The following is a 24,161-nucleotide window of genomic DNA, read 5'->3' as shown; positions in this document are numbered from 1 at the left end:
CGTCCTCATCCAGTAACACGGAGAGGGACGCTTTTTTTGTTATGGACGAAGAACATCATGACACATACATAAAGTTTTGGGGAAGGACGTTAGAGCACTTGAGCAGATATATCGTTAAACGATTAATACAACTGGTAGTCGTATTGTTCGGCATCACGTTCCTGACGTTCCTGCTAACCTACCTGTCACCGGGAGATCCAGCCAGACTTATGCTTATGTCTACAGGGGTAACACCATCGGATGAGCTAGTCAGGCAGGTGAGGTCGGAGCTTGGATTGGATGAGCCCTTTCTCTACCGATACGGGACATGGCTGGGACAGGTGGTGACTGGGGACTTCGGTACATCATATAAATACAATCGTCCAGTACTGGACGTGCTGATGGCACGGCTCCCTGCAACGCTTTGGCTAACAGGAAGCGCCATGCTTCTGGTTATACTGGTTTCTTTTCCATTAGGGATGTTGTCGGCTGTCTATCGTAACAAATGGCTTGATCACGTCATTCGTCTGTTCTCTTTTGCCGGATTATCGATGCCCAGCTTCTGGTTGGGTATGTTGCTCATGTTGGTCTTCGGTGTACAGCTGAAGCTGCTGCCGGTAATGGGCAATTCCGGATGGTACAGCCTGATTCTGCCTGCATGTACACTCGCGATTCCACTTGTTGCCCAGTACAGCAGACAGATTCGTGCGGTCCTGCTTGAGGAGACAAGCCAGAACTATGTGATCGGAGCAAGATCCAGAGGTGTGAAGGAGTCGATCATTATTTTGCGTCATATTCTCCCCAATGCCCTGCTGCCGATCGTTACTCTTATGGGCATGACGACAGGTGCTTTGTTAGGTGGTGCAGCGATTGTGGAAAGTTTATTTGTGTGGCCGGGTGTTGGACAGATGGCTGTAGATGCAATTTTCACAAGGGATTATCCTCTGATTCAGGGGTATGTCATCTGGATGGCGATCATATATGTCATGCTGAATCTGCTGGTTGATGTATGGACACATCTTCGTGATCCCCGAATCCGACTGGATGTGGATGTATAGATGAGAGCCTTCAGACTTGTATTACTGCAAAATCGCTGGTTCACATTCCTGCTGTCTCTGACCGTCTTCTGGATTATTCTTGCCATGGTTGCACCGCTGCTTGCACCACACGATCCACTTGCAACGAACTTTGCCAAAGTGCTGCAGCCATCCAGCGCCGAATATCCTCTTGGAACCGATCAGCTGGGCCGCTGTGTATTATCTCGTCTTCTATATGGTGCACGAACCTCGCTGCTGCTCACCTTTATGATGATTGGCATTGTGTTCATACTAGGTGTAGCGATTGGGGTCATCGCCGGTTTCGCTCGGGGTGTGACAGATATGGTGCTCATGCGCCTATCTGATACATTGATGGCCTTTCCGGGCCTTATTTTTGCCATCGCTGTGGTAGGCATGCTTGGGCCGGGACTGTTCAATACGGTGCTGGCACTGTCGGTTGTCTGGTGGGCGAAGTATGCACGGATGGCCAGAAGCCTGGTGATTTCCCTTCAGCAAAAAGAATATGTCGCTGCCGCTGCTTTCAGCGGAGCAAGCAAGATACAGATCATCGGCAGGACCATCCTGCCCAATATGTTGTCCCCGCTAATCGTCATGGCAATGATGGATGTGGGTGGTATGATGCTGTCCATCTCGGGGTTATCCTTTCTCGGGCTTGGCGCGCAGCCACCGAATCCCGAGTGGGGGGCCATGTTAAATGAAGGCAGAAGATATCTGCAGACTGCGCCGTGGTTGTTGATATATCCGGGCCTGGCGATATTTAGTACCGTCATTATTTTTAATTTACTGGGAGACAGCCTGCGAGATGTGCTTGATCCCAAGAAAAATACAGCTTATCTGGAGGAATCAGAATGAAGAGGAATTTTCAAAAACCAATCCTGTTTACCATCGTATCCATGTTGGTTGTGTTCTTGCTTGCAGCTTGTGGCAACGCGAATAATCCATCAACCTCGTCTGATGCAACGGAGAAGTCAGCGGCGACGGATAGTGGCACGACAAGTGCACCAACGCATCTGAATGTAGCCCTATTCTGGCTTGGCAGCAATCTGGACCCGGCAGAAGAATGGAACGGTTGGACGCTTACACGTGCAGCGATTGGTGAGACGCTCATTCAGTTTGATGAGAATATGAAGTTAGTCCCTAAAATTGCAGATACATGGGAACGTGTGGATGACACGACTTGGCATTTTCATATTCGGGAGGGTGTAACCTTCCATAACGGAAACAAAGTAACCGCAGAAGCGGTGAAAAAATCAATCGAACGCTCCATTGAACTAAATGAGAGAGGACAAGCAACTGTGCCAGTTGCGTCGATGACTGCTGAAGGACAAGATCTGACGATCAAGACGACAGAGCCTTACGCGTCCTTGCTTGGCAATATTGCCGAGCCGCTGTTTATCATCGTGGATACTAGTGCTGATACATCCAAATTCAAGAGCGAGCCTATTGCTACTGGACCATTTATGGTGACAGGTTATACGCCGGATCAAGAAATTCAGGTGAAAAAGTATGACGGGTATTGGGGCGGTGCGGCAGATGTTGACACATTGACGTTGAAATACATCAAAGATGACAGCACACGTGCCCTTGCCCTGCAGTCCGGAGAGATTGATGTAGCCAGTAACGTGGGACGCAGTAGTCTGTCATTATTCCAGGATAAGAGTCAATATACCATTGATGAGATTCCAAGCCTGCGTACCCAGTTCGTATGGTTCAATACAACCAAACCACTACTGAGTGATCCGGAGGTTCGCCGGGCGATCTCTTATGGTATTGACCGGGAGATGTACGCAAATACGCTGGTGGGGGGTCAGGCAGCCAAAGGACCATTCACCTCAGCTCTGCCTTTCGGCTATGACAAGATCAAAGGATATGATTACGAACCGGAGAAAGCCCAACAGTTGCTAGATGGGGCTGGTTTCAAGGATACAGATGGCGATGGCATCCGTGAAAAAGATGGCAAGAAGCTGTCGCTACAGCTGATTCTCAACTCCGCTTATGAGTCCGATTCGATTGTGGCTGCTGCAATGCAGTCCCAGCTTAAAGAGATTGGCGTTCAGGTAGAGATGACCTCCTATGAGGATCTAACCGATCATCAGAAGAGCGGAAATTACGATCTCGCTTTAACAAGTATTAATACAGGCATTACGGGTGACCCGCAGTATATTCTGGATTTCTACTTCATGACCGGTGCGGAATGGAATGTGGGCGGATATAGCAATCCGAAGCTGGATGAGGTCATTACTCGCCTTCACTCCGAATTTGATGTGGAGAAAAGGTATGCCCTTGCAGCAGAAGCCCAGCAGATCATTTTGGATGATGCAGCCTATATGTTTTTGACCTATACCCCGATTAATATTGTGAGTAAAAGCAACGTGCAAGGCGCGACGATGTATCCTATCGATTTCTACCTGCTGGATCGTAATATTAAGGTCGGGCAGTAATGATGCCCTTGCTTAGTGTCAATCATCTGTCCGTAACCTACAAAGGTGATTCTCAGGCGCTGCGGGACTTGTCCTTCTCTATGAATAAGGGGGAGATTATCGGGATTGTAGGTGAAAGCGGCAGCGGAAAGTCAACTCTGATTCGGGCTTTACTTGGCCTGTTACCCGAAGGTGGTCGATACACCGAGGGGGAGATTTCTTTTCAGGAAAAAGTGCTATTACGTGAGTCGCGGTTGGATTGGGCTGGAGTGCGTGGGAAGCGAATTGCTATGGTGTTTCAGGACAGTGGTTCGTATCTTAATCCGATTCGCAGCATCGGTAGTCAGTATATTGAAGCAATTCGTACTCATTTCACCGTGTCAAGAAAATCAGCTCAAGCCATGGCTGTGAATATGCTCTCGGACATGGGACTGGATGATCCCGAACGAATTATGCGTGCCTATCCCTCGCAGCTCAGTGGGGGGATGAAACAACGAACGGCGATTGCTATGGCGGTTACGATGGAACCAGAGCTTCTGCTCGCGGATGAGCCGACGAGTTCGCTGGATGTGACGATACAGAATGAAGTGATGAACCGATTGAGTGAGCTTCGTTCCCGTCAAGGGACGGGCATGATCATCGTAACGCATAATATTGCCGTTGCAGCTCATATGGCGGACCGAATTGGTGTGATGCAGGATGGTTCATTGGTTGAGATTGGAGATACTTTCCGCGTCATATCCGAGCCTCAGCATGAATACACTCGCAAACTGCTGAGTGCTGTACCTGAATTGGAGGGAAATGTTCATGGCTCATGAGGAGTTACCGATTCTGGAACTGAGAAATTTGAGCAAAACCTACGAGTTAAAGGGACACAGGGCAGTTGATGCATTGAAAGCTGTTCATTTGGATTTGTATCCAGGGGAGTGTCTGGGAATTGTCGGGGAAAGTGGTAGCGGGAAGAGCACACTGGCTAGATGTGTAACCCATTTGGAACGAGCGACTTCAGGACAGATTCGATATCGTGAGCAGGATATTACCCGATTGAATGGGAAGGCGTTACGCCAGCAACGAAAACAAATTCAGATGGTTTTCCAGGAGCCTTCGGCTATCTTTAATCCGCGAATGAAGATTGGGGCTTTTATTCGGGCGCCACTCATCAATTATAAGATAATGAAAGGTCAGCAAGCGGAGCAGGAAGTGCTCAGGCTGTTGGAGACGGTAGGATTGTCTGCCGCTACGGCGGATAAATATCCGCATGAATTGAGCGGGGGAGAGCAGCAGAGAGCAGTCATTGCCCGTGCGATTGGAGTAGAGCCAGACATCATCCTGTTCGATGAAGCCACCTCAGCACTGGATGTTTCCATTCAGCAGCAGATCCTGAATCTGTTGGTGGAGTTGAGAAAGGAAACAGGTATCTCATCTATTTTCATATCGCATGATCTTGCAGTGGTGCAGCAGGTCAGTGATCGAATTGCTGTGATGTACCAGGGTGAGGTGGTTGAGGTTGTGGAGAGTTGGCAGCTGACCAGTTCAGCGAATCACCCCTACACCCGGAGCCTGATGGCCTCGGTGTTGTCCGTGAGGGAAATGAAGCATAGGATGCGCGTACAGAATCTGGAAGAGGAACAAGAACGAGAAAAGGAACAAAAGCAGGTGGAGGTTTTTCAGGCAAGTTTGTCAGGATAACTCGATGTACGGTTCGGTGAAGTTGGTTATACCTAGGGAATGATGTAAGAAGGGTTACCCAGGAAGTCTGTAGATGACTTATAGGGTCCCCCTTTTTTTGTACGAAAGGTATTGTAAAAAGTTAGTTGCGACGTGACACTGAAATAGCTTGTGAGTACTTCATCGTATTTCGTTCAGAGCACCTATGTCATTCAGTTCACCAAAGTTTTGTGAAGACTGCATAGTACTTTGTCTGGCACTTAATAGTTATTTCATCAACATATATATATTGCTTCATTGGGTACTCATCGCCAAACGGATAGTCAGTCTATTTTGGAGAGATATTCCGCAGATAGACTTCTTTTGTGCAAATGTAGTTGTCTACAATCGCTTAGCCAGTCGTATTGACATGAGCGATTCAGAACTAGTGTGGAACCTGGGATTGGAAATCGTTCCGGCTGGACTGATCAGCATGGTAAAAGATAATATCGCCATCCTTCAGCGGCCAGACTTTGCCTTGGCTGTCTGTTGGGGTTTTGTTGAAACCTTCCATCTGCCATTGATTCATCAGGGGCGCATGAATGTACTGCAGATGGGGTGCCTCTGTATTTCCATTCCGCAGGCTCTCCATGTTGAAGTTAACCACGATATAACCGTTCTTTAGAAAAATCTTCGATTTCTCATCCAGCTGATTCTGTCGAGCGAGGGGTTCAAGATCGGTACCTTTTGGTACGGCATATACATCGGCTGGCAAGCTGTACTCTCCGTACCAGCGTTGGATTGCTGCATTGGCCCGGTCCACGTTGACTCCGGAAGGAATGTCCGTTTTGGGTCCAATGAGCGTCCGAATCGGAGCAGACAGGATCATCCAGTCATAACGACCTACCCATGTTTTTTGATGGGAAGTCTGATCGACCAGGCGAACCATGTGTTCCGCTAATGTACGCTGGTTGCGTTCTTCCGCTGACAGTTCATAAGTATACTGATAACGCGCTGTATCGCCTAACTCTGTGCCGGGTACATTTCGAAGACGTGAGTTCAGGACAACAAATCGTTTCTCCAGATCCTGTGCCGATCCGACACGGATCAGGCGTTCCTGGCCTCGATGGTAGTACAGATCCACTTCTTGCCGGGAGGACCCGTCTTTGCTTACAAAAGAAAAAGTAGGTGTTATTCGAATACCATCCTGCTTGCCAAACATATTGCCCTTGGTCTTCAGATCGAACTTGAAATGGTACCCCGTCTTCACAGTTGCGTTAGCGAATCCCTGCACCGGATGGCTTCCTGGTCGAATGGGTAATACAAATGGAGCCAGGTTACCTCTCGGATCACCATCAATGCTATTCATCCCAGCCCAGTAGCTGTAGCCGGTTGGTTCGGGACTGCCCAGTCGCTTGCGAAATACATTCTCCCAGTTGTAATCGGAAATATCCGTGACGTGAAAATCATATAACCTTCCGATCACATCTACCGGTACGGTATCTGCTGCAACATGATGTGCCAAATTGGTATTGGCATCCTGTTGCTCGGTAAAGTTTGCAGGTGCATTCTCTGCAATGTTGCGGAATGCAATGTGATACTTACCTTCATCTACCCATACAGGGAGATAAAATGTGGTATCCAGTTGATTGACCGGAATATCGACCCATGTCTTGGAAGGGATAAACTGACTCCGGTCTGCATTGTAAACATCAAACGGAAATTGCACCTGTTTGATTCGAAAATATTTGGCATAGTCCCGATTCCCATAACCGGGATAACTTGCTGCGTCCAAGTGCTGTCCTGATGTAGGGATTCGCACAATGAACGGACGTTCCAGAATGAGTGCAGCGCTGGTCGGGTCCGGTACGGTTTTCTGATTATGCGGCTGATCATCCGATACCCAGGCGTAGTTGACGACAGGGGTGTGTACCGTGACGGTGTTGATGCCGTTAATCGGTAATATTTTGTTGGCGCCGCCATTCACGTTGCCCGGTAGCAAATCATAATAGATCTCACCTGAGCTTGTGGTGTTTGCTTTATTCAGCAGGGAATTGCTGATCATATTACCCGGTTTATACAACACATCGCGACCGATTGTCGTTGGATTAGGAATGTTGGATGGTGTTGGGCCATCTTTGGTTGCTTCTACATCATTCATAATGGTTGTGCTGTTGAATTTTACTAGATCATTATTCACTTTACTTTGAGGTATGTTGGATTCAGCCATCCCTTTTAACCGTGATGTATCATCAGGCACACTGGGAGGTTGGTTCAAACCACCTGTTAATTTGGGTGGAGTATATGAGATTGAAGTGGTTTGCCCTGGTCGAACATGGCTTTCTACGGATTCATCATTTTTAGACTCCAGTGTTGGTGGTGTGTATCCTGTTGGATTCATCGTAACGGTCTCACCGGGCAAAGCGTAATTATTCATGGTTGCTTTAGCGATCTTGTATACTTCCAGATTGTTAATTTTCCAGTAGGAGTAGTCTCTTGTGATCTGGAAGTTGTATGGCTTGGGTACCGTGTCGTTCGCGGGTACAGGTGGCCCGGGTGTACAACCATCATCATCACATTCCTCTGGTCCAGGTACTGTCCACTCTCTGTCGTACGAGATTGTGACATTACAGTTGTATGTAACTTTACCGCTCATTTTCGCCCAATCTTGTTTAAACAGATAATTGTCAGCAAAGGCATTTGTGTAGAGTGACTCGGAAGTAGGGATTCCTCTTAACACATTGAATGTCTCATTGTCTCTGTTATCTGACTTGATAACACCGTTGGTATTTGGATCGAGATCATTCATGCTCATGATGGTTCCAGCAGAAGGTGGTCCAATCGTTGGTGTGCAACCTCCACCGCCTCCGTTACCGTCGCCCTCGCCAGTACCTGGACTCTCTTCAACACCGATGTTTGTTGTGGTAGTTAGCTCAAAATCATCCTTTTCCCACAATACGGTAATGGTTGTGGTTCCTCTGCTGACGGCTTGAACTACTCCGGAGTTACTCACGGTAGCAACACCAGGATTGGATGATTCCCATGTAGTTGTACCACCGCTGCCAGTGTTTACATTGGTCTCCGCTCCAAAGTTTCCATCTCCATTTTTGGTCTTAACAGTTGCATTCAATTGTTTGGACTGGTTCAAGCTAATTTGTCCACCAGCGGTTAGGTTGATCTCTTTAGTTATTTCAGCAAAGGCCCGCCAATATATATCAGTATTAAATACGTAGTCAGCAGAGTATTTAGGTGGATTGTAGGGTCTGTGAGCTGTTGGTTCAATCGCACCTCCGATTTGAGTTGTAAATTTCACCGTATCACCGTCAAATGATTCCACACTAACCAAGATTGGTTTTCCTGGTAAGTAATATTGTGTGTTATCCATGTACATGGGCTTTAACGAAATTGTAGTTAATTCACTTCTAGAATACCTCTGACCTGAACGATCAAAGTACTCAGCGGGCCTATAGCTTGGTGCATCTAGTGAAAGGTTTACGCAAACTAATGATGAGTTTGGTTTGTTGGTATCGGGGTTATTGCTTAATGTTTGGCCGTTGCATTCTCCATCTACACGCCATCTTAAATTATCGAGCTGGTAAACGTAAACACCGATATTAGACATTCCACTGCCCTCAACGGGGATTACTTTTTTCTGAGACTTTGCAGGTGATGAAGGTACAATATGAGAGGCTTCTAACACTGGCTTTGTTCCAGGCCCCCCTCCAGCAAATATAACTGAAGGGGTTGGAAACAATATACAAAATATTATATATGCTATTAATAATTTCTTTAATAATTGATAGAAACGCACAGTGGAACACCCTTTTCATGATTTAATTTGGAACTGCAGTATAGTTTGTTCCATCTTTGAGCGTCAGGCGTACTCCAGGATTTAGCGACTTGTCAAAATGTAAGAGACCATGACCCCAGTAAACAGGGTTTTTTTCGACAAACACGCCTTTGGGTCCGAGAAGATCATTTATATGTTTAGGTCCATACTCGCTAAAAGCTGTGGTGCTTGGTGAAGTTAGAGCATTAATAGTTGGGGAATTGATAAGACTACCGGCTTGCAGTTGGTTCATAGAGTTCTTAATATTAATATCAAACTCTGTGAAAGAATAATAAGCGCCTCTCAGTAATCTATCTTTTTCATCAACGAAAACGGGATAATAGATACTTCTCTCAGTTTCTTTCACATATGGATTGACGATGATCCAGTTCTTGACCTTCAGATCTGCATAATTCGTTACTGTAACTAATTCTTGGTTACGAACTTTCGCAAAATCGCCTGTTACTTTGCTGTAATCATACGATTCGGAAAATTTTTCTGGTCCTGCTTTCTGATACTTAGGCGCAATAATACTCAAATTCGTCCCCGTCAAACCCACTGCTCGCAGCTCATTTAAACCCTGAAAATCGGCAGGTTTTGTTTTGGCAACTGCTGCATAACGGGCGATCAATACAGCTACTTCCGCCCGAGTGGTGGTACGATCAACGCCAAATGTTTTATCGTTTGCCACACTCATCAGTCCTGTTCCCAGGGCAACGGCGACTGCATTTTTTTGAGCGCTTGCAAGTTTACCTGTGAAATATTCCTTTGCAGGCACAACGGTGTTGGTCACATCAGAGAGTGCTTGTTTGTACTCAGGATCAACCACGGTTAGCCCTTGCGTCAGCCAAGTAGCCATCTCGCCTCGTTGAAGAGCGCCTTGTGCATCCAATTTCCCCTTGTAATTAGAAGGGTTGATAAAACCTCTTGCAATAGCAGTAGAGACACCGTTTTTTGCCCACTCGGGTATGTCCGTGAAATTGTTTTGTGCTTGTGTTGATGTATTAGGCTGGTCGGATAGACGACCCAGGATACTTGCCATTTCAGCTTTGGTAACGGGTGAACTTGGTTTAAATGTCCCGTCGGCATACCCTTTGAAATACCCCTGTTCTACAGCCAAATTAATTGCTGAGGATGCCCAGTGAGTAGCCGGAACGTCTTTGAACTTAGTTGTAGCTTGTGCGGCTTCTACGGAACTCCCAACGCCTCCAAAACCTACGATACCCCCTGTTAATATAGCCAATGCCGTTGCGCCTGAAATCATCATTTTTTTCATGAATCTTACTCCTCTCAATTGTAGTTTTTTGTCTTTGGTATGTACCAGTTAGGCTACTAGATACTAAATTTGTAATAATAATCAATATTCTACCATGTATAACTAGGCTGTTGGTATGATTTATCAATATATTCCCTCCTCTCCACACAACTCTTACTAATCCTCCAGACCTATATTCCTTCAAAAAAACACAAAAAAAGGCCACGAATCCGCAGATTCATAGCCTTATGCTTTAAGGTCTCCAACATATGTAGTTCCTTCATCAATAAATCAAGAATACCCGATTTCCAAACATTTGAAAAGCCCATATTCTTCTTACTCCAAAAAAAGTCAGGCTATCGGTGTTCCATTAGGCAATGGCTTATCCGGTGTAAGCAAGACAACATCGCCTTCACCAGGTACGCCGCCCAGCACAAGTACTTCAGAGACAAAACCGGCAATCCGCCGAGGTGGAAAATTAACTACAGCAACGACCTGTTTGCCAATGATCATGTCAGGCGTGTATCGCTGGGTAATCTGAGCACTGGAACGTTTCAGACCAAGTGGTCCGAAGTCGATCGTCATTTTAATAGCGGGTATACGAGCCTTGGGGAAGGGTTCGGCTTCCAGCACTGTACCAACTCGAATGTCATGCTGCATGAACTCTTCAAAAGTAGCCATAGGGGGAGATCTCCTTTCAATGATGTGGATTATTATAAATGAAAAATCAACAAAAAATCCAGATTACACTGTATCGTAATCTGGATTTCTATTGTGTTGCTTGCAGCAAATTAAGCGCCGTTCCAATTTTCCCCGGTGAGGTATTTCTCGGTGAGGATGGATAACATCTGAATACCTACTTCATTATGTCCGCCTTCTGGAATAATGATATCGGCATACTTTTTGGATGGCTCGATAAAAGCATCGTGCATTGGTTTCACCGTTTCGAGATATTGTTTGTACACGGATTGGATTGTGCGTCCGCGTTCTTCAATGTCCCGCAGTACTCTCCGCAGAATCCGCACATCGGAATCGGTATCAACGAATACTTTGATGTCCATTAGACTGCGAAGATGTTCGTCAATCAGCACATGTAATCCTTCTACAATGACAATATGGTTCGGTGCCAGTTCAACCGTCTCATTGGCAGCACGGTTATCTATGGTGAAGTCATATACGGGAGCATACGCCGCTTGGCCTTTTTTCAACAAGGTAAGATGCTCAATCAACAGATCATTATCGAATGCAAACGGGTGATCGTAATTGGTGAGTCTGCGTTGCTCAGGTGTGAGCTGCGACTGGTCTTTGTAATAATTGTCTTGGGATATAAAAGTAACTTTAGCTGATCCCAGACGGTCTATGACGGATCGAGCTACCGTCGTTTTACCGGAGCCGGTTCCTCCGGCGATACCAATAATGAGCATGGTTGTTCCATAAGCCTCCCTAGAATGGCAGCATAATCATGGATAAAGAGCGCTGTTCCACAATCGATTCAGCACCTTTACCCACATGTCTGTCTGTGAATACACAATTCCTTCATTGTACCACAGCGCTTTGCTTTTTTCATCTGCTGTGCAGAGGGATGTATTCCCTAGGATTGGATGATTGACTTTTTCAAAAACAGCACTATAATAAACATATATTCATAACACGGACTGTTACTGGGGAAACCAGGCATGACCGAATTCGATTGCTTTACTGTAATCGCTTTCGGTCTTTTTTTATTTTTGTTGGGGGGTGAGAACATTGAAGGTTATCAAGAAAGTAAACAATAACGTAGCCATCGCTATTAATGAACATAACGAAGAGGTTTTTGTCGTAGGCAAGGGTGTAGGATTTCTGAAAACGCCTTACGAGCTGACGGAGACGGACTTGGTGGAAAAAATATTTGTAGCACCGAAGAATATTCGTATGTATGACCTGCTGAACAGTATTCCGATTGAGGATATTTATCTCGCAGAGGAAGTCATCAAGCTGGGCAGTCAGATCCTGAATAAAACATTTAACCCGAATCTGCTTCTCACCCTGTCCGACCATATCAGTTTTGCATTAACCCGAACCAGAGAAGGCATCCGTATCAAAAATCCACTGGAATGGGAAGTGCGGACACTCTATCCGGACGAGACCCGGGTGGGGGAGGCTGCGCTGAAGCTGATTCAGGAAAAAACGGATATCGCTCTGCCAGCAGCCGAAACAACATTGATTGCTCTGCATTTTGTTAATGCACAGGTTGGATCGGGAGAGATGACGGATACCACCAAGGTGACTACAGTTACGGGCGAGATCCTGTCCGTGATCAAATATGCGCTCAAAATTGACTTTCAGGAGGATTCCATCCATTTCATGCGCTTTGCCACACATATCCGGTATTTCATTCTGAGGCAGATGAGCGGTAAGTCGCTCAAGGATGAGAATGAATCGCTTTTCCTGATGGTGAAGGAGAAGTTTCCGAAAGAACTGGCTTGTGTGGAGAAGATTGCTGACTTCCTGAAAAATAATTACGGCTGGACCTGTTCGGATGATGAAAAATTATATTTGATCTTGCATATTCAACGATTGATCTCAAATGAACCAACGGAATGAACTAGTGAAGGAACTAACCGAATAATCCATATTGGACTGTTACTGATTCGATCAGGCATGACCAAGCGTAGGGAATGACGATTCCCCGGCTTGGTCATTTTTTATATATCCAATTTATTCATGTAGAGGAGAAGGGTCATGAACAACAAAGACTTGGCTAAAAACGTACTTGATCTCGTTGGCGGCGAGCAAAATATATCGGGTCTGACACACTGTGCAACCCGTTTGAGATTCGTTTTGAAGGATGATAACAAAGCAGACCTAAAGGCACTGGATCAGCTCGAAGGCGTGCTCAAGGCACAAAATTCCGGTGGACAGGTTCAGATTGTTATCGGTGCCAAAGTAGACGCGGTATACAGTGAAGTGAAGAATTTAACTTCTGACAAGATTGGCGAGCTTACGGAGTCTACAGACAGTGGACCGAAAAAGAGACGCAACCCCGTTAACGTAGTGCTTGAAACCATCGCAGGTATATTCACGCCTGTTCTGCCAGCACTTGTTGGTTGCGGGATGATCAAATGTTTGGCCACCGTTATAACTGCCATGGGTTACTTGGAAGGCTCCGGCTTCCTTACGATCATTAACATGATCGGGGACTGCATTTTCTATTTCATGCCGTTCTTCCTGGCTGTTAGTGCAGCAAACCGTTTCAAAACCAATCCCTATTTGGCGGTAGCTCTTGCTGCGGGACTAATGCATCCAACCATTTTGAACGCTGCGGCTCAGATTGCTGAGACGGGTGTAAACAGTATTGATTTTCTCGGCATGCCGATTCTGTTGATGAAATATTCCTCTTCCGTCATTCCAATCATTTTGGCGGTATGGATTATGAGTTATGTGTATCCGATCGTCAATCGAGTGATTCCCAAGTTTCTACAGGTCCTGCTCACTCCGATGATTGTTTTGTTCATTATGATTCCACTGGAACTAATCGTGCTTGGCCCAGTAGGATCATATATCGGTGACTGGTTGACGAATGGCATCAACTCATTGTTCTCAACTGCAGGTGTTCTTGCTGGTGCGATTCTTGGATTTTTCAAACCGATTATGGTCATGTTCGGTATGCACTATGCAATCATGCCTATTCAGGTTCAACAAGTGGCTACACTGGGTGCAACCGTGCTGTTACCAACGGCACTGGCAGCGAATTTGGCTCAGGCTGGAGCAGCCTTCGGTGTGTTTGTACTGACGAAGAGTAAAACGATGAAATCAGCGGCTGCTTCGAGTGGATTTACCGCGTTGTTCGGAATTACCGAGCCGGCGATCTATGGTGTTACGCTGAAATACAAACGTCCCTTCTTCGCAGGTTGCCTGGCAGGTGGATTAGTCGGTGGATTCTACAGCTTGGTGCATACAACAGCGAATGCAATTTCACTTCCTGGTGTATTGGCAATTGGTACGTATACCTCTGATCGTTACATGTATGTCGTTATTGGTTGTATTGCCGCAGTTGTACTCGGCTTTGTCTTCACGCTGTTGGCTGGCATCAAGGAAGATACAGATGGAAGTAAATCGAAGCAGCAAGCTACAGATAAGGTAAATAGTAATCAGACATCCGTTGCCACAGAGGTAAATTCAGCGTCCGTATCATCACAGACATCCACATCTTCTGACATGCTTATCGTTAGTCCAATGACAGGGGAGATCAAACCGATCTCTGAGGTGGAAGATCAGGCATTTGCCCAAGAGTTGATGGGTAAAGGCATTGCAATCGTTCCGACAGATGGCAAGGTATACGCTCCATTTGATGGGGTAGTCGAAGCGCTTTATCGCACCAAACATGCTATCGGATTGAAAGCAGCGAATGGTGTCGAGATTCTAATTCATATCGGGGTGGATACCGTTAGTCTGAAAGGGAAATATTTTAACGCCCATATCGAACAGGGACAGACAATCAAGGCTGGGGATTTATTGGTTGATTTTGATCCGGAGGGCATTACGTCAGCAGGTTATAACACCATTACATCGATTGTGGTAACCAACATGCAACAATACGGAGATGTGCTGACTACAGCGACCAGCGGCCCGATCCGGGAGAGTGAACCTTTGATTAAGCTGATTCCGTAAGAAATGCTCATCTTTTCATTGGTTAAGCTACGACGAGTTACAAGCTAGATGGTCTTAATAACACGTAATAACAGGAGGAAACTAAAATGACGAATTCCAATTTTCCAAAAGATTTTTTGTGGGGCGGTGCACTGTCTGCCTGTCAGGCCGAGGGAGCTTATAATGTAGATGGCAAGAGTCTGACCATTCCAGAAGTGATGAAGTTTAACGAGAAGAACGATCGCAAAGTGACCAAGCAGATCAGAGTGAATTGGGAGATGATTGAAGAGGCCAGGAATGACCCGGATACCGTAAAATATCCGAAGCGCCGGGGAATTGATTTCTATCATTCTTTTCGTGAGGATATCGCCTTGTTTGCCGAGATGGGCTTCAAAGTATTCCGTTATTCCATTTCATGGGCCAGAGTATTTCCAGGTGGCGACGATGCCGCTCCGAACGAAAAGGCACTAGAGTTCTATGACCAGGTGATAGATGAATGTCTTAAACATGGTATGGAGCCCCTGATCACCATCAGTCACTTTGATACGCCAATTGTACTGATGGACAAGTTTGGAGGATGGTATAACCGCAAATTGATCGATCTGTATGTGAACTATTGTGATGTGTTGTTCAATCGCTACAAGGGCAAAGTGAAATATTGGGTGACGTTCAACGAGATCAACATGAGCGTGAAAGCATCGGCCAAAACGCTGGGAATCATTGATTATGATGCTCCGAATTATGAGGAAATGCTGTTCCAGGGGTTGCATCATCAATTTGTAGCTGCGTCCAGAGCAACCAAAATGGCCCATGAGATTGATCCGAATAACCAGATCGGAAGTATGGTGGCTTATTTTACAACGTATCCTTACACATGCAAGCCGGAGGACGCACTCCAGATGCAACAGGATGATCAGATGAAGAATCAATTTTATCTCGATGTGCTTAATAAAGGCGAATACCCTTACTATAGTAGAACGTATTTCAAAAACAAGGAGATCCAGTTGAACATCGAAGACGGCGATCTGGATAGCATTCTCGCACATACGGCTGATTTTGTGGGGATGTCGTATTACAACTCCATGATTTCCAGTAGTGATACCGAACAACTTGAATTAACAGCCGGGAACGTACACAGTGTATACAAAAACCCGCATTTGCCTGCAAACGAGTGGGGTTGGCAGATTGATCCCATTGGCCTGCGGTATACGCTGAATCTCGTCTATGATCGGTACCAAAAACCTATCTTCATTCTGGAGAACAGCTCAGGCTTCTACGACAAACTGAATGAGGACGGAACGATCAACGATCCCTACCGGATTGATTTCCTGAGCAAACATATTGAACAGATGGGACTCGCCATTGCGGATGGGGTCGAAGTGTTGGGTTACACGATGTGGGGGCCAATTGACATGATCAGTTCAGGGACTTCCGAGATGAGCAAACGGTATGGGTTTATCTACGTGGATCAGGATGACTATGGTAATGGTACGCTGAAAAGATACCGTAAGGATTCGTTCTTCTGGTATCAGAATGTGATCCGTACCAACGGAGCAGAACTGTAACAGGTCATGAATATTCTGGGTCGTATCAAAAAAATACCCGGCGGCTTGCTGATTGTTCCTATGCTGGCCGCCGCGGTCATCAACACGGTGTTTCCGTCTTTCTTTCAGATCGGGGATCCAACGACAGCACTTTTCACGTCGAAAGGTACCATGGTACTGATTGGCATGATTTTGCTAGTGTCAGGGACGCAACTGAACTTGTCACAGCTTCTGGTGACCTTGAAGAGAGCAGGAGTACTCTGTATTTCACGCATCCTCATCAGCTGCCTGTTCGGCTGGGCGTTTGTACATTTTTTTGGCATAAGTGGGGTTGGAGGAGTGTCTGCGGTAGCCTTCATCGCCGTTCTGACGAGCTGTAATCCGGGATTATATCTGGCCTTGATGAACACATACGGAGATGATGTGGATCGTGCTGCGTTTGGCATTCTGAATCTAATCGCCGTACCGGTTATTCCGGTTATGATATTGAATTCGGCAAGCGGTGTTGGCATTGATTACCTTAGTGTACTTGCTACGCTAGTGCCTTTTTTCATCGGCATACTTCTTGGTAACCTGGATAGTAACATACAGAAGATGTTCGCTCCGGGAACACTGATTCTGCTGCCTTTTCTAGGTACCAGTTTCGGGTCCAACATTGATCTGCGTATTGCATTTCAGTCCAGTTTATCCGGCTTGTTGGTAACGGTGTTATTTTTGCTGATCTGCATGCTCCCGCTCATTGGGATCGATCGCGCGATATTAAGACGGCCCGGTTACGCAGCGGCTGCGACATGTTCGGTTGCTGGATTGTCCATGGTGGTGCCTTCGATGGCTGCCGGATTTAATCCGGCGTATGCGCCTTATGTGGACACAGCTATCGCTCAGATTGCATTTGCCGTGATCCTGACGTCGGTGACCGTACCTTTTATTGTGAAACGTTTGGCTGGAGGAACAGTGACGGAAGCTTCTGCATCAACAAATCACTAGAAAAAACAGCACGTGTTCTGTCAGGTCATGACGGATCACGTGCTGTTTTGATTTGTTCATCTATATGATCTCCTGGGGGAGGAGGGGATCGACCGGTTTATTTTACAGACCGAGCAATTGTTTAACACTTTCAGCTACAGCTTTGCTGGATTGCGGATTCTGTCCTGTGACCACACGGCCATCTGTTGTGACATAGGAGCTGAAGGCAACAGCTTTATCGTATTGTGCAGCGCGTTCTCTCAACGCATCTTCCAACAGGAAAGGAACATACTCGGTTTGTTGAGCCAATGTTTCTTCTTCATTCGTGAAGCCGGAAACGGTTTTGTCGTTGATCAAAAGCAAGCCGTTGGACAGCTTCACGTTCAACAGAGCTGTAACCCCGTGGCACACACCGGATACAACGCCACCTTTTTCATAGATATCACGAGAAAGCTCTTGAAGTTCGGCATTGTCCGGGAAATCCCACATCGTACCGTGACCGCCTGTGAAGTAGATTGCATCGTAGTCACTCGCGTTTACTTCGCTAGGTTTCAACGTGTTTTTTAATTGGTTCATGAACGTTTCATTCTCAAAATAGGCTTTGGTGCTCTCATCCAGAGAGTCGCCAAGACTTTTCGGATCAAGAGGTACATTCCCACCTTTAGGGCTAACCAAATCGATCTGAACATTTTCGTTGTGATCAAACTCTTCAATAAAGTGAGTTGCTTCGCTCAGCCACAAGCCGGTAGGCTCGTCCTTCGTTGCGTATTTATCTACATTTGTTAGAACAACCAGTATCTTTTTCATATAAAAACCTCCCGTAAAGTATATAACATCAATTTATATTAAATATCACAAAATTAAATTGTGTGAAATATATTAGTGAATATAACATAACCATGTTCTAAAGTAAAATCATGAACGTATCTTCGATCGCCAATGTGACTTTCAAGCTTAGGAGTAAAGAACAATCTAGTAGTAGGGTAAATATGCCCTTAAGAATGCACTTTTACTTATAATGCCCTGTTTATTTAACTCAAATTGTAAGCGGAGGTAGGCGTGTGTAAGCGATATCGAAATTAATTCAAATTTGATGTTAATTTGATTGAACAACTAGTTCTTTTGATTTAGAATGGCGGAAGATGCCAATAAAAAACTGGTACATATTACATATATACTTGGAGGAACAATCATGAAACGTTCAGGCAAATTTTTCACTTCAACCGTAGTTGCTGCCGTTGCTGCAGTATCCATCGTCTCTTCAGCTTCAGCGAGCACAGTTTCAGTCTCCAACATCTCTAGCGTAACACCGATCAACATCAGCAGCAGTATGGATATCGAAACAGCTTTGATGATGGTTCAGAGCGAACGTACCAAATTATTGGATGTCCAACTGCAAATGCAAATTCAGGAAGTTCAGAACCGTAATCAACAGATCGCGGAGTTGAACTCTCAATTGCAGATCGCCCAGCAAAACGGGGATGAAGCAGCTGTTCAAAAGCTGAAAGGCCAAATTGATGCAGCGAGCAATTCCCAACAGATGGACATGCTTCGTCTGCAGTCCATGTCCAACAAGCGCAATGAAGCATTTGATGTAATGACAAACTTTGTCAAAAAAATGCAGGATTCAAGATCATCCATCATCGGTAACATGCGTTAAGAACGGATGATTAACTGCAACAATACAAAAAGAGCGAAGCCGGAATTTTAATTCCGAAACTTCGCTCTTTTTGTGTTTCTCTTCAATTCAAGTTAGCCTGACCAGTCCCGACGCCGAGTGAACAGATCTTTCAGCTCGTCCGTTGACAATTCCGTAATCCAGTTCTCGGAGCTTGTGATGATGTTATCGCTAAGCTGTTGTTTGCTCTCCAACATCTCGTCGATCCGCTCCTCCAGTGTACCGAGAGATATGAACTTATGCACCTGTACATCTTTGGTTTGGCCCATTCGGTAAGCCCGGTCGGTAGCTTGATTCTCAACAGCAGGGTTCCACCAGCGGTCAAAGTGGAAGACATGATTGGCTGCGGTCAGATTCAATCCCACACCGCCTGCCTTGATGGACAGAATGAAGACGGACGGTTGCTTATCCTCAGGCAATGTGCGGGATTGGAATTCCTCAATCATGCGATCCCGTGCCGTCTTGGATGTGCCCCCGTGCAGATATAGCACAGGTTCCTGCAACTCTTGACGCAGTACTTGTTGCAGCATCTGACCCATACCGATGTATTGGGTGAAAATCAGACATCGCTCACCCTCGTCCCGTAATTCTCGGACAAGCTCCATCAGTCGTTCCAGCTTCGCAGAGCGGCTGATCAGCATCGCCATATCTTGTGGACTGTACACATCATAAGAAGATGTTAATGCGCCGTCATCGGGCAGTTCCTCAGGCAAGGCTTCTTTCGTTAGAAGCAGAGGGTGATCACACAACTGTTTAAGCTGGGTTAACGCCGATAGAATGGCACCTTTGCGCTTGATGCCTTCCAGCTCTTTCATTTTATCCATCAGGGCCTGCACGGACTGGTCATACAATGCACTTTGTTCTCCCGTAAGGTGAATGTAGGTCTTCATCTCGTTTTTGTCCGGCAGATCAAGCTGGATATTCGGATCTTTTTTCTTACGGCGCAGCATGAACGGTTTCACGAGCTGTTGAAGATCCTGCATCCGTTGCTCATCCTTATCTTTCTCTATGGCACTGATAAAGCGAGTCTGGAATGCCCGTGCACTCCCCAGATAGCCTGGATTGGTAAAATCATAGATCGACCACAGCTCGGACAACCGATTCTCTATTGGCGTGCCTGTCATGGCAATGCGGTGTTTCGCCGGGAAACTGCGAACAGCCAGGGACTGTTTGGTCTGAGCATTCTTGATATTCTGCGCTTCATCGAGACAAATGCATGACCACGTATAAGCCTGCAACATTTCCTGATCGAGTGTAGCGGTAGCAAAGGAGGTGATGATAATGTCCACTTGCTCCGTCTGCTCCCGGAATTCTTCCCCGCTTAATCGGCGTGCTCCGTAATGCAGGCTGACATGAATGGAGGGTGCGAAGCGGCTAATCTCCTTTTGCCAGTTGCCCAATACAGAAGTTGGACAGATCAGAAGTGCCGGAGCCTGTCCCGGCTTACGTGGTTCATGTTCTTTGATGTGTAATAAATACGTAATGAATTGAATGGTTTTCCCGAGACCCATATCATCGGCAAGACATGCCCCAAGGCCGAATCTGCGCAGGAAACCAAGCCATGCAAAACCTTCCTTCTGATACGATCGCAGCTCGGCATGAAGCCCTGTCGGAATGGGCAGTGAAGGCGCACCGCCTTGTCCGCCCCCCAGTTGTGCGATAACCCGGTTGAGGTGTTCGTTAAGTTCAACTTCCAGCCGAATGTTCTGATCATCCTGTGGTTGCTGCTCTTCCTCCGTCTGTTGTCCTTCCTTCCATTTCTGGTTGCGATATTCCCTTTGCTCATTATGCAACAGATGCAGGTGCAGAATATCCTGGAATGAGAGTCCCTGTTCCCGATCTACACCGCCCATGGCACGACGTATCTGTTCCAGCAGGTCGGGGTCGAGAGGAACCCATTCTCCACGGAAGCGAACCAATCGTTCATTACGGGCAACAAGGTCGGCGAATTCATCTTCGCTAAGATCCGTGTCACCAATCGCAATGCGCCAGTCAAAATGAATAATCGAGTCCAGGCCGAAGAACGACTGTCCTCGCTCACTGCCTTCCTCTGGCTTCACCTTTGCACGCAGTTTCGGTTTTTTCTTGCGGGCTGCTTCCCACCAACCTGGGAGCAGGACTTGCCAACCCGCTGCCAGCAACCTGCCGCTATCCTGCGTCAGGAACTGCCAGGCTTCCTGATCTCCCAAAGGATCACTCAGCACGTCCCGTCTGCCGCTAATGGAACCTCCAAGACGCGGCAGATGTGCACGCAGCTGATCCAGCCATCCGGCGGAGCGATCCAGAATGAACGGTGTCCATACCTCGGGCCACTCCCCTTCAAGCCGGCCCCGTGAATCTAGCATGACGGGTACCAATACAGCGGCATCCAGCTTATTCTGCAATACCAGTCGTAGCCGCCAAGATGGCTCATCCTCGTCCGGCTCCTGCAATTGCAGCATGGGTCTGAATGGTGTGGCATCTGCTTTCCAGCCAATGGATACGAGCCAGGACTGAGCATCCATCCCGGCTGTCTTGGGTAGAGTGCCGCGCTCTGGAAACAACTGCGGGAATTCACGCCGCAGATCGGTTGCCGCTTCCTCCGAACTGTACCAGCGCTGGAACACAAAGGCGGAGTAGGCCGCCCCAAGTCCTTCGGCATAACTCTCGTCCGTTTGCTGCATCGCTTTGGTAAGCGATGCCCGATCCTGCTTTTTCAAGCTATCCGGGTCCCAGGTCCACTGAAGCTGTCCTGCACGGTATGCCTCGAAGCTAGGTACGTATTTTCGTTTTTCTATGGAGGATGCCAGTGCTGGAGCTAGTCGAATCAGATGTTCCGCTTGCTCGTCCCACTTCCATTCAATATGAAGCAGAGTATGCATCTCGGCAAAAAAGGGAATCACTTCTTCCGCAGGCAGAACAACCAGCTCAATCTCCTCAATCTGCCGAACTTCCAGTTCGGTACCGTAGAAGGAAGGCACATGCCAAGCGAATAACCGCTGCTTAAGCGACTGTCCCGGTACAAAGTGGTGTGTGTTGAGTGCTCCGTAAAACAAAGCATCGCCATATCCGGTTAAAGCGACGTGAACCTCAATCGTTTCAGTGTAAGGATGAATTAAGCTCATGAGATCAGTTTACCTTTCCGAAGCTCTTCCTGCAGGGCGCGCAGCCGACTGTTACGAACGGCGAGTGTGGTGATGAATTGCTCCCAGTGCGCTTCTTGCTTCATTTTTTTATAGATTTTGGACAGACGTTTCAACAGCTTCACCGCTGCTTTGTATCCGTCCCTGTTTTTGTGTCCGATATAACGCTCCACTGCCTGATGATAGAAGGGAAGCAGCAGCTCAGGTGCATCTTTTTCGATTGGTTGCAGCATCGCTACGCGGAATTCGAGAGGTTCCGTTCCCGTACTCAGCTGAAAATCAATCCATCTGCGCCACTGTCCACGCGAATGCATAGCATCCTCGTAGGCGGGGCGGGAGTGGGGAAGCATACTGACAAGCGTGTCCCACATACGGTTCTCTGCATCGGGCAGATGTTGAATGGCCGTATCCCATAGATGCATGTAATCATTCAAAGGTGTATTGCGCCGATTCGCCAGCAGGGGGCCAAGTTGTACCAACCAATCCCCAAGCCGCTTCCATTCAGCTGAATCTGCGAGCACATGGAGAAAATGCAACAGATGTTCTGGCGGGATGCCATAGGCTGAGCTTCCATGGACGAGTCGTTGCCACGCCTGATCATCTTGCCCTACATGGAAGTACATCCAGCTCTGCGCAAGTACCAGTGGTAAAGGCAGTGTTACGGCTTTGCCTGGTCTATCACTATTACTTCCATTACTCTGAGCGCTACCCAAGACACTTCCACCTGACTGGGAAGGTGGCGAAGCGGTGGTTATATTGTGTTCTATATCATCTAAGATGGCCTGTTCCGACGCCAATATGTCCCGCGAACCTTGAAGCTCAGGCACAATCCAGTTCAACCACAGTTGTCGATAGATTGGAGTGAAGAACATCATGCTGGCTGTTTCAGGCATCATCTGTTTGCGTAAATAAGCTGAGGTTTCGGCCAGTCTGTTCCAAAGTTGTTCAAGCTTGTTTCCCTTTAGACCCGAAAGGTCTAGTGGATGGTTAAAGATCCGCTCAATGTCTTTCAGAAGTGCATCCACCGCGAGCTGGGCAGGGTAGCTCAAGTACACGGGGGTATGCGTGATTGAGTTACGAGCCGGCGGTACGCAGAATCGTATGAGGTGCAGCTGCACATGTAATTCAAAAAGTTGGTCCATCGCAGAGTTCAGCCTTGGCTTAATGGCATATAGCTCGTCCGTTGCTTCCTGCACGTAGGATGTGCTTGCTGTGCCGGTACCCAGCCGTCTCAGACAGGAGTGGAATAGCTCGTGCCATTCCGAGATTTCGAGATCAGCAAGCTCTGTCGCACGCTCCTTGATCTGGCTGTATTGGTTGTCCGGAAGGTCCATATCCTGTTGTTCATCGGCATCTGTATAGCTGGATCGTCCTGCGGACATGGCCCCGACGGGTTTGGTCGTTTGTTTGAGCGCAGTACTGGAGTGTGCATTCACAATTGCATGCACAGGTCGCTCCAGTTGCTCGGCATAACTCATCAATACAGCTGTCATATGTTTGCATACGGAACTCACCGGGCAGGTACAATGACTTGTAGTCAGGGATTCCATGCTCAGGGTGACCTCATATTCTTCCGATCCTTGTACAACGGCCGAAATCCCTTGTTGTTCGGAATAGGTTAATGGCCCGACACGTTTCTGTTTATAATATTGGAATCCGCGCATGATCGTCAGGTTATTAAAATGCTCCGCAACCTGCCTGATCAACTGTTGCCACTGCGCATCATCCATTCTCATGTTATTCGGTATGTTCATCATTCCATCTCCTGGGGTAAACATAGGTTCAGTAATCACCACGTCTATAACGTGATGTTGTAAATTTGCTGTATCCATCATATCAGTTATGAGCCAATCCGTGCATGGGTTATGAAGAATTTGAAGTTATTTCAGGCCAGCAGGAACCAGGATGAACACGTCGGTTCTGCTGGCGGCCGACATGCAAGAATGGAGCATATTGTGTATGCTTATAGTATGTATTCCTATCAGGAACGATGCAGGCCGGGGAAACGGTCATATTACACACAACAGGAGAGAG

The 24,161-nt window shown here is 46.9% G+C and carries 17 protein-coding genes; 10 read left to right on the top strand and 7 right to left on the bottom strand.

Features of this window, described 5'->3' with window-relative positions:
- Positions 1-98 precede the first annotated feature (98 nt).
- Genes nikB through QVE09_RS25210 form a run of 5 tightly spaced genes read left to right on the top strand, consistent with a single transcriptional unit; the run spans position 99 to position 5,146 of the window.
- Entirely contained in the window at positions 99-1,037 is a 939-nt protein-coding gene (nikB, locus tag QVE09_RS25230; RefSeq protein ID WP_315939038.1) for a nickel ABC transporter permease, read from the top strand.
- Positions 1,038-1,889, top strand: a complete 852-nt coding sequence (gene nikC / locus QVE09_RS25225) for a nickel transporter permease (protein WP_315939037.1) — start codon at positions 1,038-1,040, stop codon at positions 1,887-1,889.
- A complete protein-coding gene (locus QVE09_RS25220; RefSeq protein ID WP_315939036.1) occupies positions 1,886-3,478 on the top strand; it encodes an ABC transporter substrate-binding protein in 1,593 nt (530 codons plus the stop codon). The genes nikC and QVE09_RS25220 overlap by 4 nt, the downstream gene beginning before the upstream one ends.
- Positions 3,478-4,275: an ABC transporter ATP-binding protein gene (locus tag QVE09_RS25215; RefSeq protein ID WP_315939035.1), complete on the top strand. Its 798-nt coding sequence runs from the start codon at positions 3,478-3,480 to the stop codon at positions 4,273-4,275. The genes QVE09_RS25220 and QVE09_RS25215 overlap by 1 nt, the downstream gene beginning before the upstream one ends.
- Positions 4,265-5,146 (top strand): ATP-binding cassette domain-containing protein, encoded by an 882-nt coding sequence (locus tag QVE09_RS25210; protein WP_315939034.1) that lies wholly within the window; start codon positions 4,265-4,267, stop codon positions 5,144-5,146. The genes QVE09_RS25215 and QVE09_RS25210 overlap by 11 nt, the downstream gene beginning before the upstream one ends.
- A 403-nt stretch (positions 5,147-5,549) precedes the next feature.
- Here QVE09_RS25210 and QVE09_RS25205 read toward each other — a convergent pair whose 3' ends face one another.
- The 4 genes from QVE09_RS25205 to udk form a co-directional block, all read right to left on the bottom strand.
- Positions 5,550-8,441, bottom strand: a complete 2,892-nt coding sequence (locus tag QVE09_RS25205; protein WP_315939121.1) for a DUF5704 domain-containing protein — start codon at positions 8,439-8,441, stop codon at positions 5,550-5,552.
- A gap of 496 nt (positions 8,442-8,937) precedes the next feature.
- The gene (locus QVE09_RS25200; protein ID WP_315939033.1) at positions 8,938-10,209 is read right to left on the bottom strand and encodes an S-layer homology domain-containing protein; all 1,272 of its coding nucleotides are present in this window, start codon (positions 10,207-10,209) and stop codon (positions 8,938-8,940) included.
- A gap of 330 nt (positions 10,210-10,539) precedes the next feature.
- Positions 10,540-10,869, bottom strand: coding sequence for a chaperone CsaA (gene csaA / locus QVE09_RS25195; protein WP_315939032.1), 330 nt, complete (start codon positions 10,867-10,869; stop codon positions 10,540-10,542).
- Positions 10,870-10,979: 110 nt separating this feature from the next.
- The gene (gene udk / locus QVE09_RS25190; RefSeq protein ID WP_036616377.1) at positions 10,980-11,612 is read right to left on the bottom strand and encodes a uridine kinase; all 633 of its coding nucleotides are present in this window, start codon (positions 11,610-11,612) and stop codon (positions 10,980-10,982) included.
- Positions 11,613-11,934: 322 nt separating this feature from the next.
- On the opposite strand from udk, the gene QVE09_RS25185 reads away from it, so the two are divergent.
- From QVE09_RS25185 to QVE09_RS25170, 4 genes are all read left to right on the top strand, one after another.
- Positions 11,935-12,771 carry a PRD domain-containing protein gene (locus QVE09_RS25185; RefSeq protein WP_127546504.1) on the top strand — a complete coding sequence of 279 codons (837 nt, stop codon included), beginning with the start codon at positions 11,935-11,937 and terminating at the stop codon, positions 12,769-12,771.
- Positions 12,772-12,909: 138 nt separating this feature from the next.
- Positions 12,910-14,838 (top strand): beta-glucoside-specific PTS transporter subunit IIABC, encoded by a 1,929-nt coding sequence (locus QVE09_RS25180; protein WP_315939031.1) that lies wholly within the window; start codon positions 12,910-12,912, stop codon positions 14,836-14,838.
- Between the two features lie 86 nt (positions 14,839-14,924).
- Complete coding sequence (locus tag QVE09_RS25175) at positions 14,925-16,382, top strand: glycoside hydrolase family 1 protein (protein ID WP_315939030.1); 1,458 nt, start codon at positions 14,925-14,927, stop codon at positions 16,380-16,382.
- A 6-nt stretch (positions 16,383-16,388) separates the two neighbouring features.
- Positions 16,389-17,348, top strand: a complete 960-nt coding sequence (locus tag QVE09_RS25170; RefSeq protein ID WP_315939029.1) for a 2-keto-3-deoxygluconate permease — start codon at positions 16,389-16,391, stop codon at positions 17,346-17,348.
- A 102-nt stretch (positions 17,349-17,450) separates the two neighbouring features.
- Here QVE09_RS25170 and QVE09_RS25165 read toward each other — a convergent pair whose 3' ends face one another.
- Positions 17,451-18,134: a type 1 glutamine amidotransferase domain-containing protein gene (locus tag QVE09_RS25165; RefSeq protein ID WP_315939028.1), complete on the bottom strand. Its 684-nt coding sequence runs from the start codon at positions 18,132-18,134 to the stop codon at positions 17,451-17,453.
- 385 nt (positions 18,135-18,519) lie between these two features.
- Here QVE09_RS25165 and QVE09_RS25160 point away from each other — a divergent pair, with 385 nt between their 5' ends.
- Positions 18,520-18,987: a hypothetical protein gene (locus QVE09_RS25160; RefSeq protein WP_315939027.1), complete on the top strand. Its 468-nt coding sequence runs from the start codon at positions 18,520-18,522 to the stop codon at positions 18,985-18,987.
- Positions 18,988-19,079: 92 nt separating this feature from the next.
- Here the strand turns inward: QVE09_RS25160 and QVE09_RS25155 are convergent, their stop codons facing one another.
- Entirely contained in the window at positions 19,080-22,109 is a 3,030-nt protein-coding gene (locus tag QVE09_RS25155; RefSeq protein ID WP_397387096.1) for a DEAD/DEAH box helicase, read from the bottom strand.
- The gene (locus tag QVE09_RS25150) at positions 22,106-23,881 is read right to left on the bottom strand and encodes an SWIM zinc finger family protein (RefSeq protein WP_315939026.1); all 1,776 of its coding nucleotides are present in this window, start codon (positions 23,879-23,881) and stop codon (positions 22,106-22,108) included. The genes QVE09_RS25155 and QVE09_RS25150 overlap by 4 nt, the downstream gene beginning before the upstream one ends.
- Positions 23,882-24,161: the final 280 nt, after the last annotated feature.

This window comes from Paenibacillus sp. ClWae2A, assembly GCF_032452295.1.
Lineage (GTDB): Bacteria > Bacillota > Bacilli > Paenibacillales > Paenibacillaceae > Paenibacillus.
The sequence above is the reverse complement of the archived record's forward strand: the minus strand, read 5'-3'. Positions and strand labels throughout refer to the sequence as shown.

Coding starts and splice junctions, on each gene's coding strand:
- QVE09_RS25155 (WP_397387096.1), bottom strand. CDS start 22,109: ATGAGCTTAATTCATCCTTACACTGAAACGATTGAGGTTCACGTCGCT.
- QVE09_RS25170 (WP_315939029.1), top strand. CDS start 16,389: ATGAATATTCTGGGTCGTATCAAAAAAATACCCGGCGGCTTGCTGATT.
- QVE09_RS25160 (WP_315939027.1), top strand. CDS start 18,520: ATGAAACGTTCAGGCAAATTTTTCACTTCAACCGTAGTTGCTGCCGTT.
- QVE09_RS25215 (WP_315939035.1), top strand. CDS start 3,478: ATGATGCCCTTGCTTAGTGTCAATCATCTGTCCGTAACCTACAAAGGT.
- QVE09_RS25210 (WP_315939034.1), top strand. CDS start 4,265: ATGGCTCATGAGGAGTTACCGATTCTGGAACTGAGAAATTTGAGCAAA.
- QVE09_RS25150 (WP_315939026.1), bottom strand. CDS start 23,881: ATGAACATACCGAATAACATGAGAATGGATGATGCGCAGTGGCAACAG.
- QVE09_RS25165 (WP_315939028.1), bottom strand. CDS start 18,134: ATGAAAAAGATACTGGTTGTTCTAACAAATGTAGATAAATACGCAACG.
- QVE09_RS25175 (WP_315939030.1), top strand. CDS start 14,925: ATGACGAATTCCAATTTTCCAAAAGATTTTTTGTGGGGCGGTGCACTG.
- csaA (WP_315939032.1), bottom strand. CDS start 10,869: ATGGCTACTTTTGAAGAGTTCATGCAGCATGACATTCGAGTTGGTACA.
- QVE09_RS25180 (WP_315939031.1), top strand. CDS start 12,910: ATGAACAACAAAGACTTGGCTAAAAACGTACTTGATCTCGTTGGCGGC.
- QVE09_RS25220 (WP_315939036.1), top strand. CDS start 1,886: ATGAAGAGGAATTTTCAAAAACCAATCCTGTTTACCATCGTATCCATG.
- nikC (WP_315939037.1), top strand. CDS start 1,038: ATGAGAGCCTTCAGACTTGTATTACTGCAAAATCGCTGGTTCACATTC.
- udk (WP_036616377.1), bottom strand. CDS start 11,612: ATGCTCATTATTGGTATCGCCGGAGGAACCGGCTCCGGTAAAACGACG.
- QVE09_RS25200 (WP_315939033.1), bottom strand. CDS start 10,209: ATGAAAAAAATGATGATTTCAGGCGCAACGGCATTGGCTATATTAACA.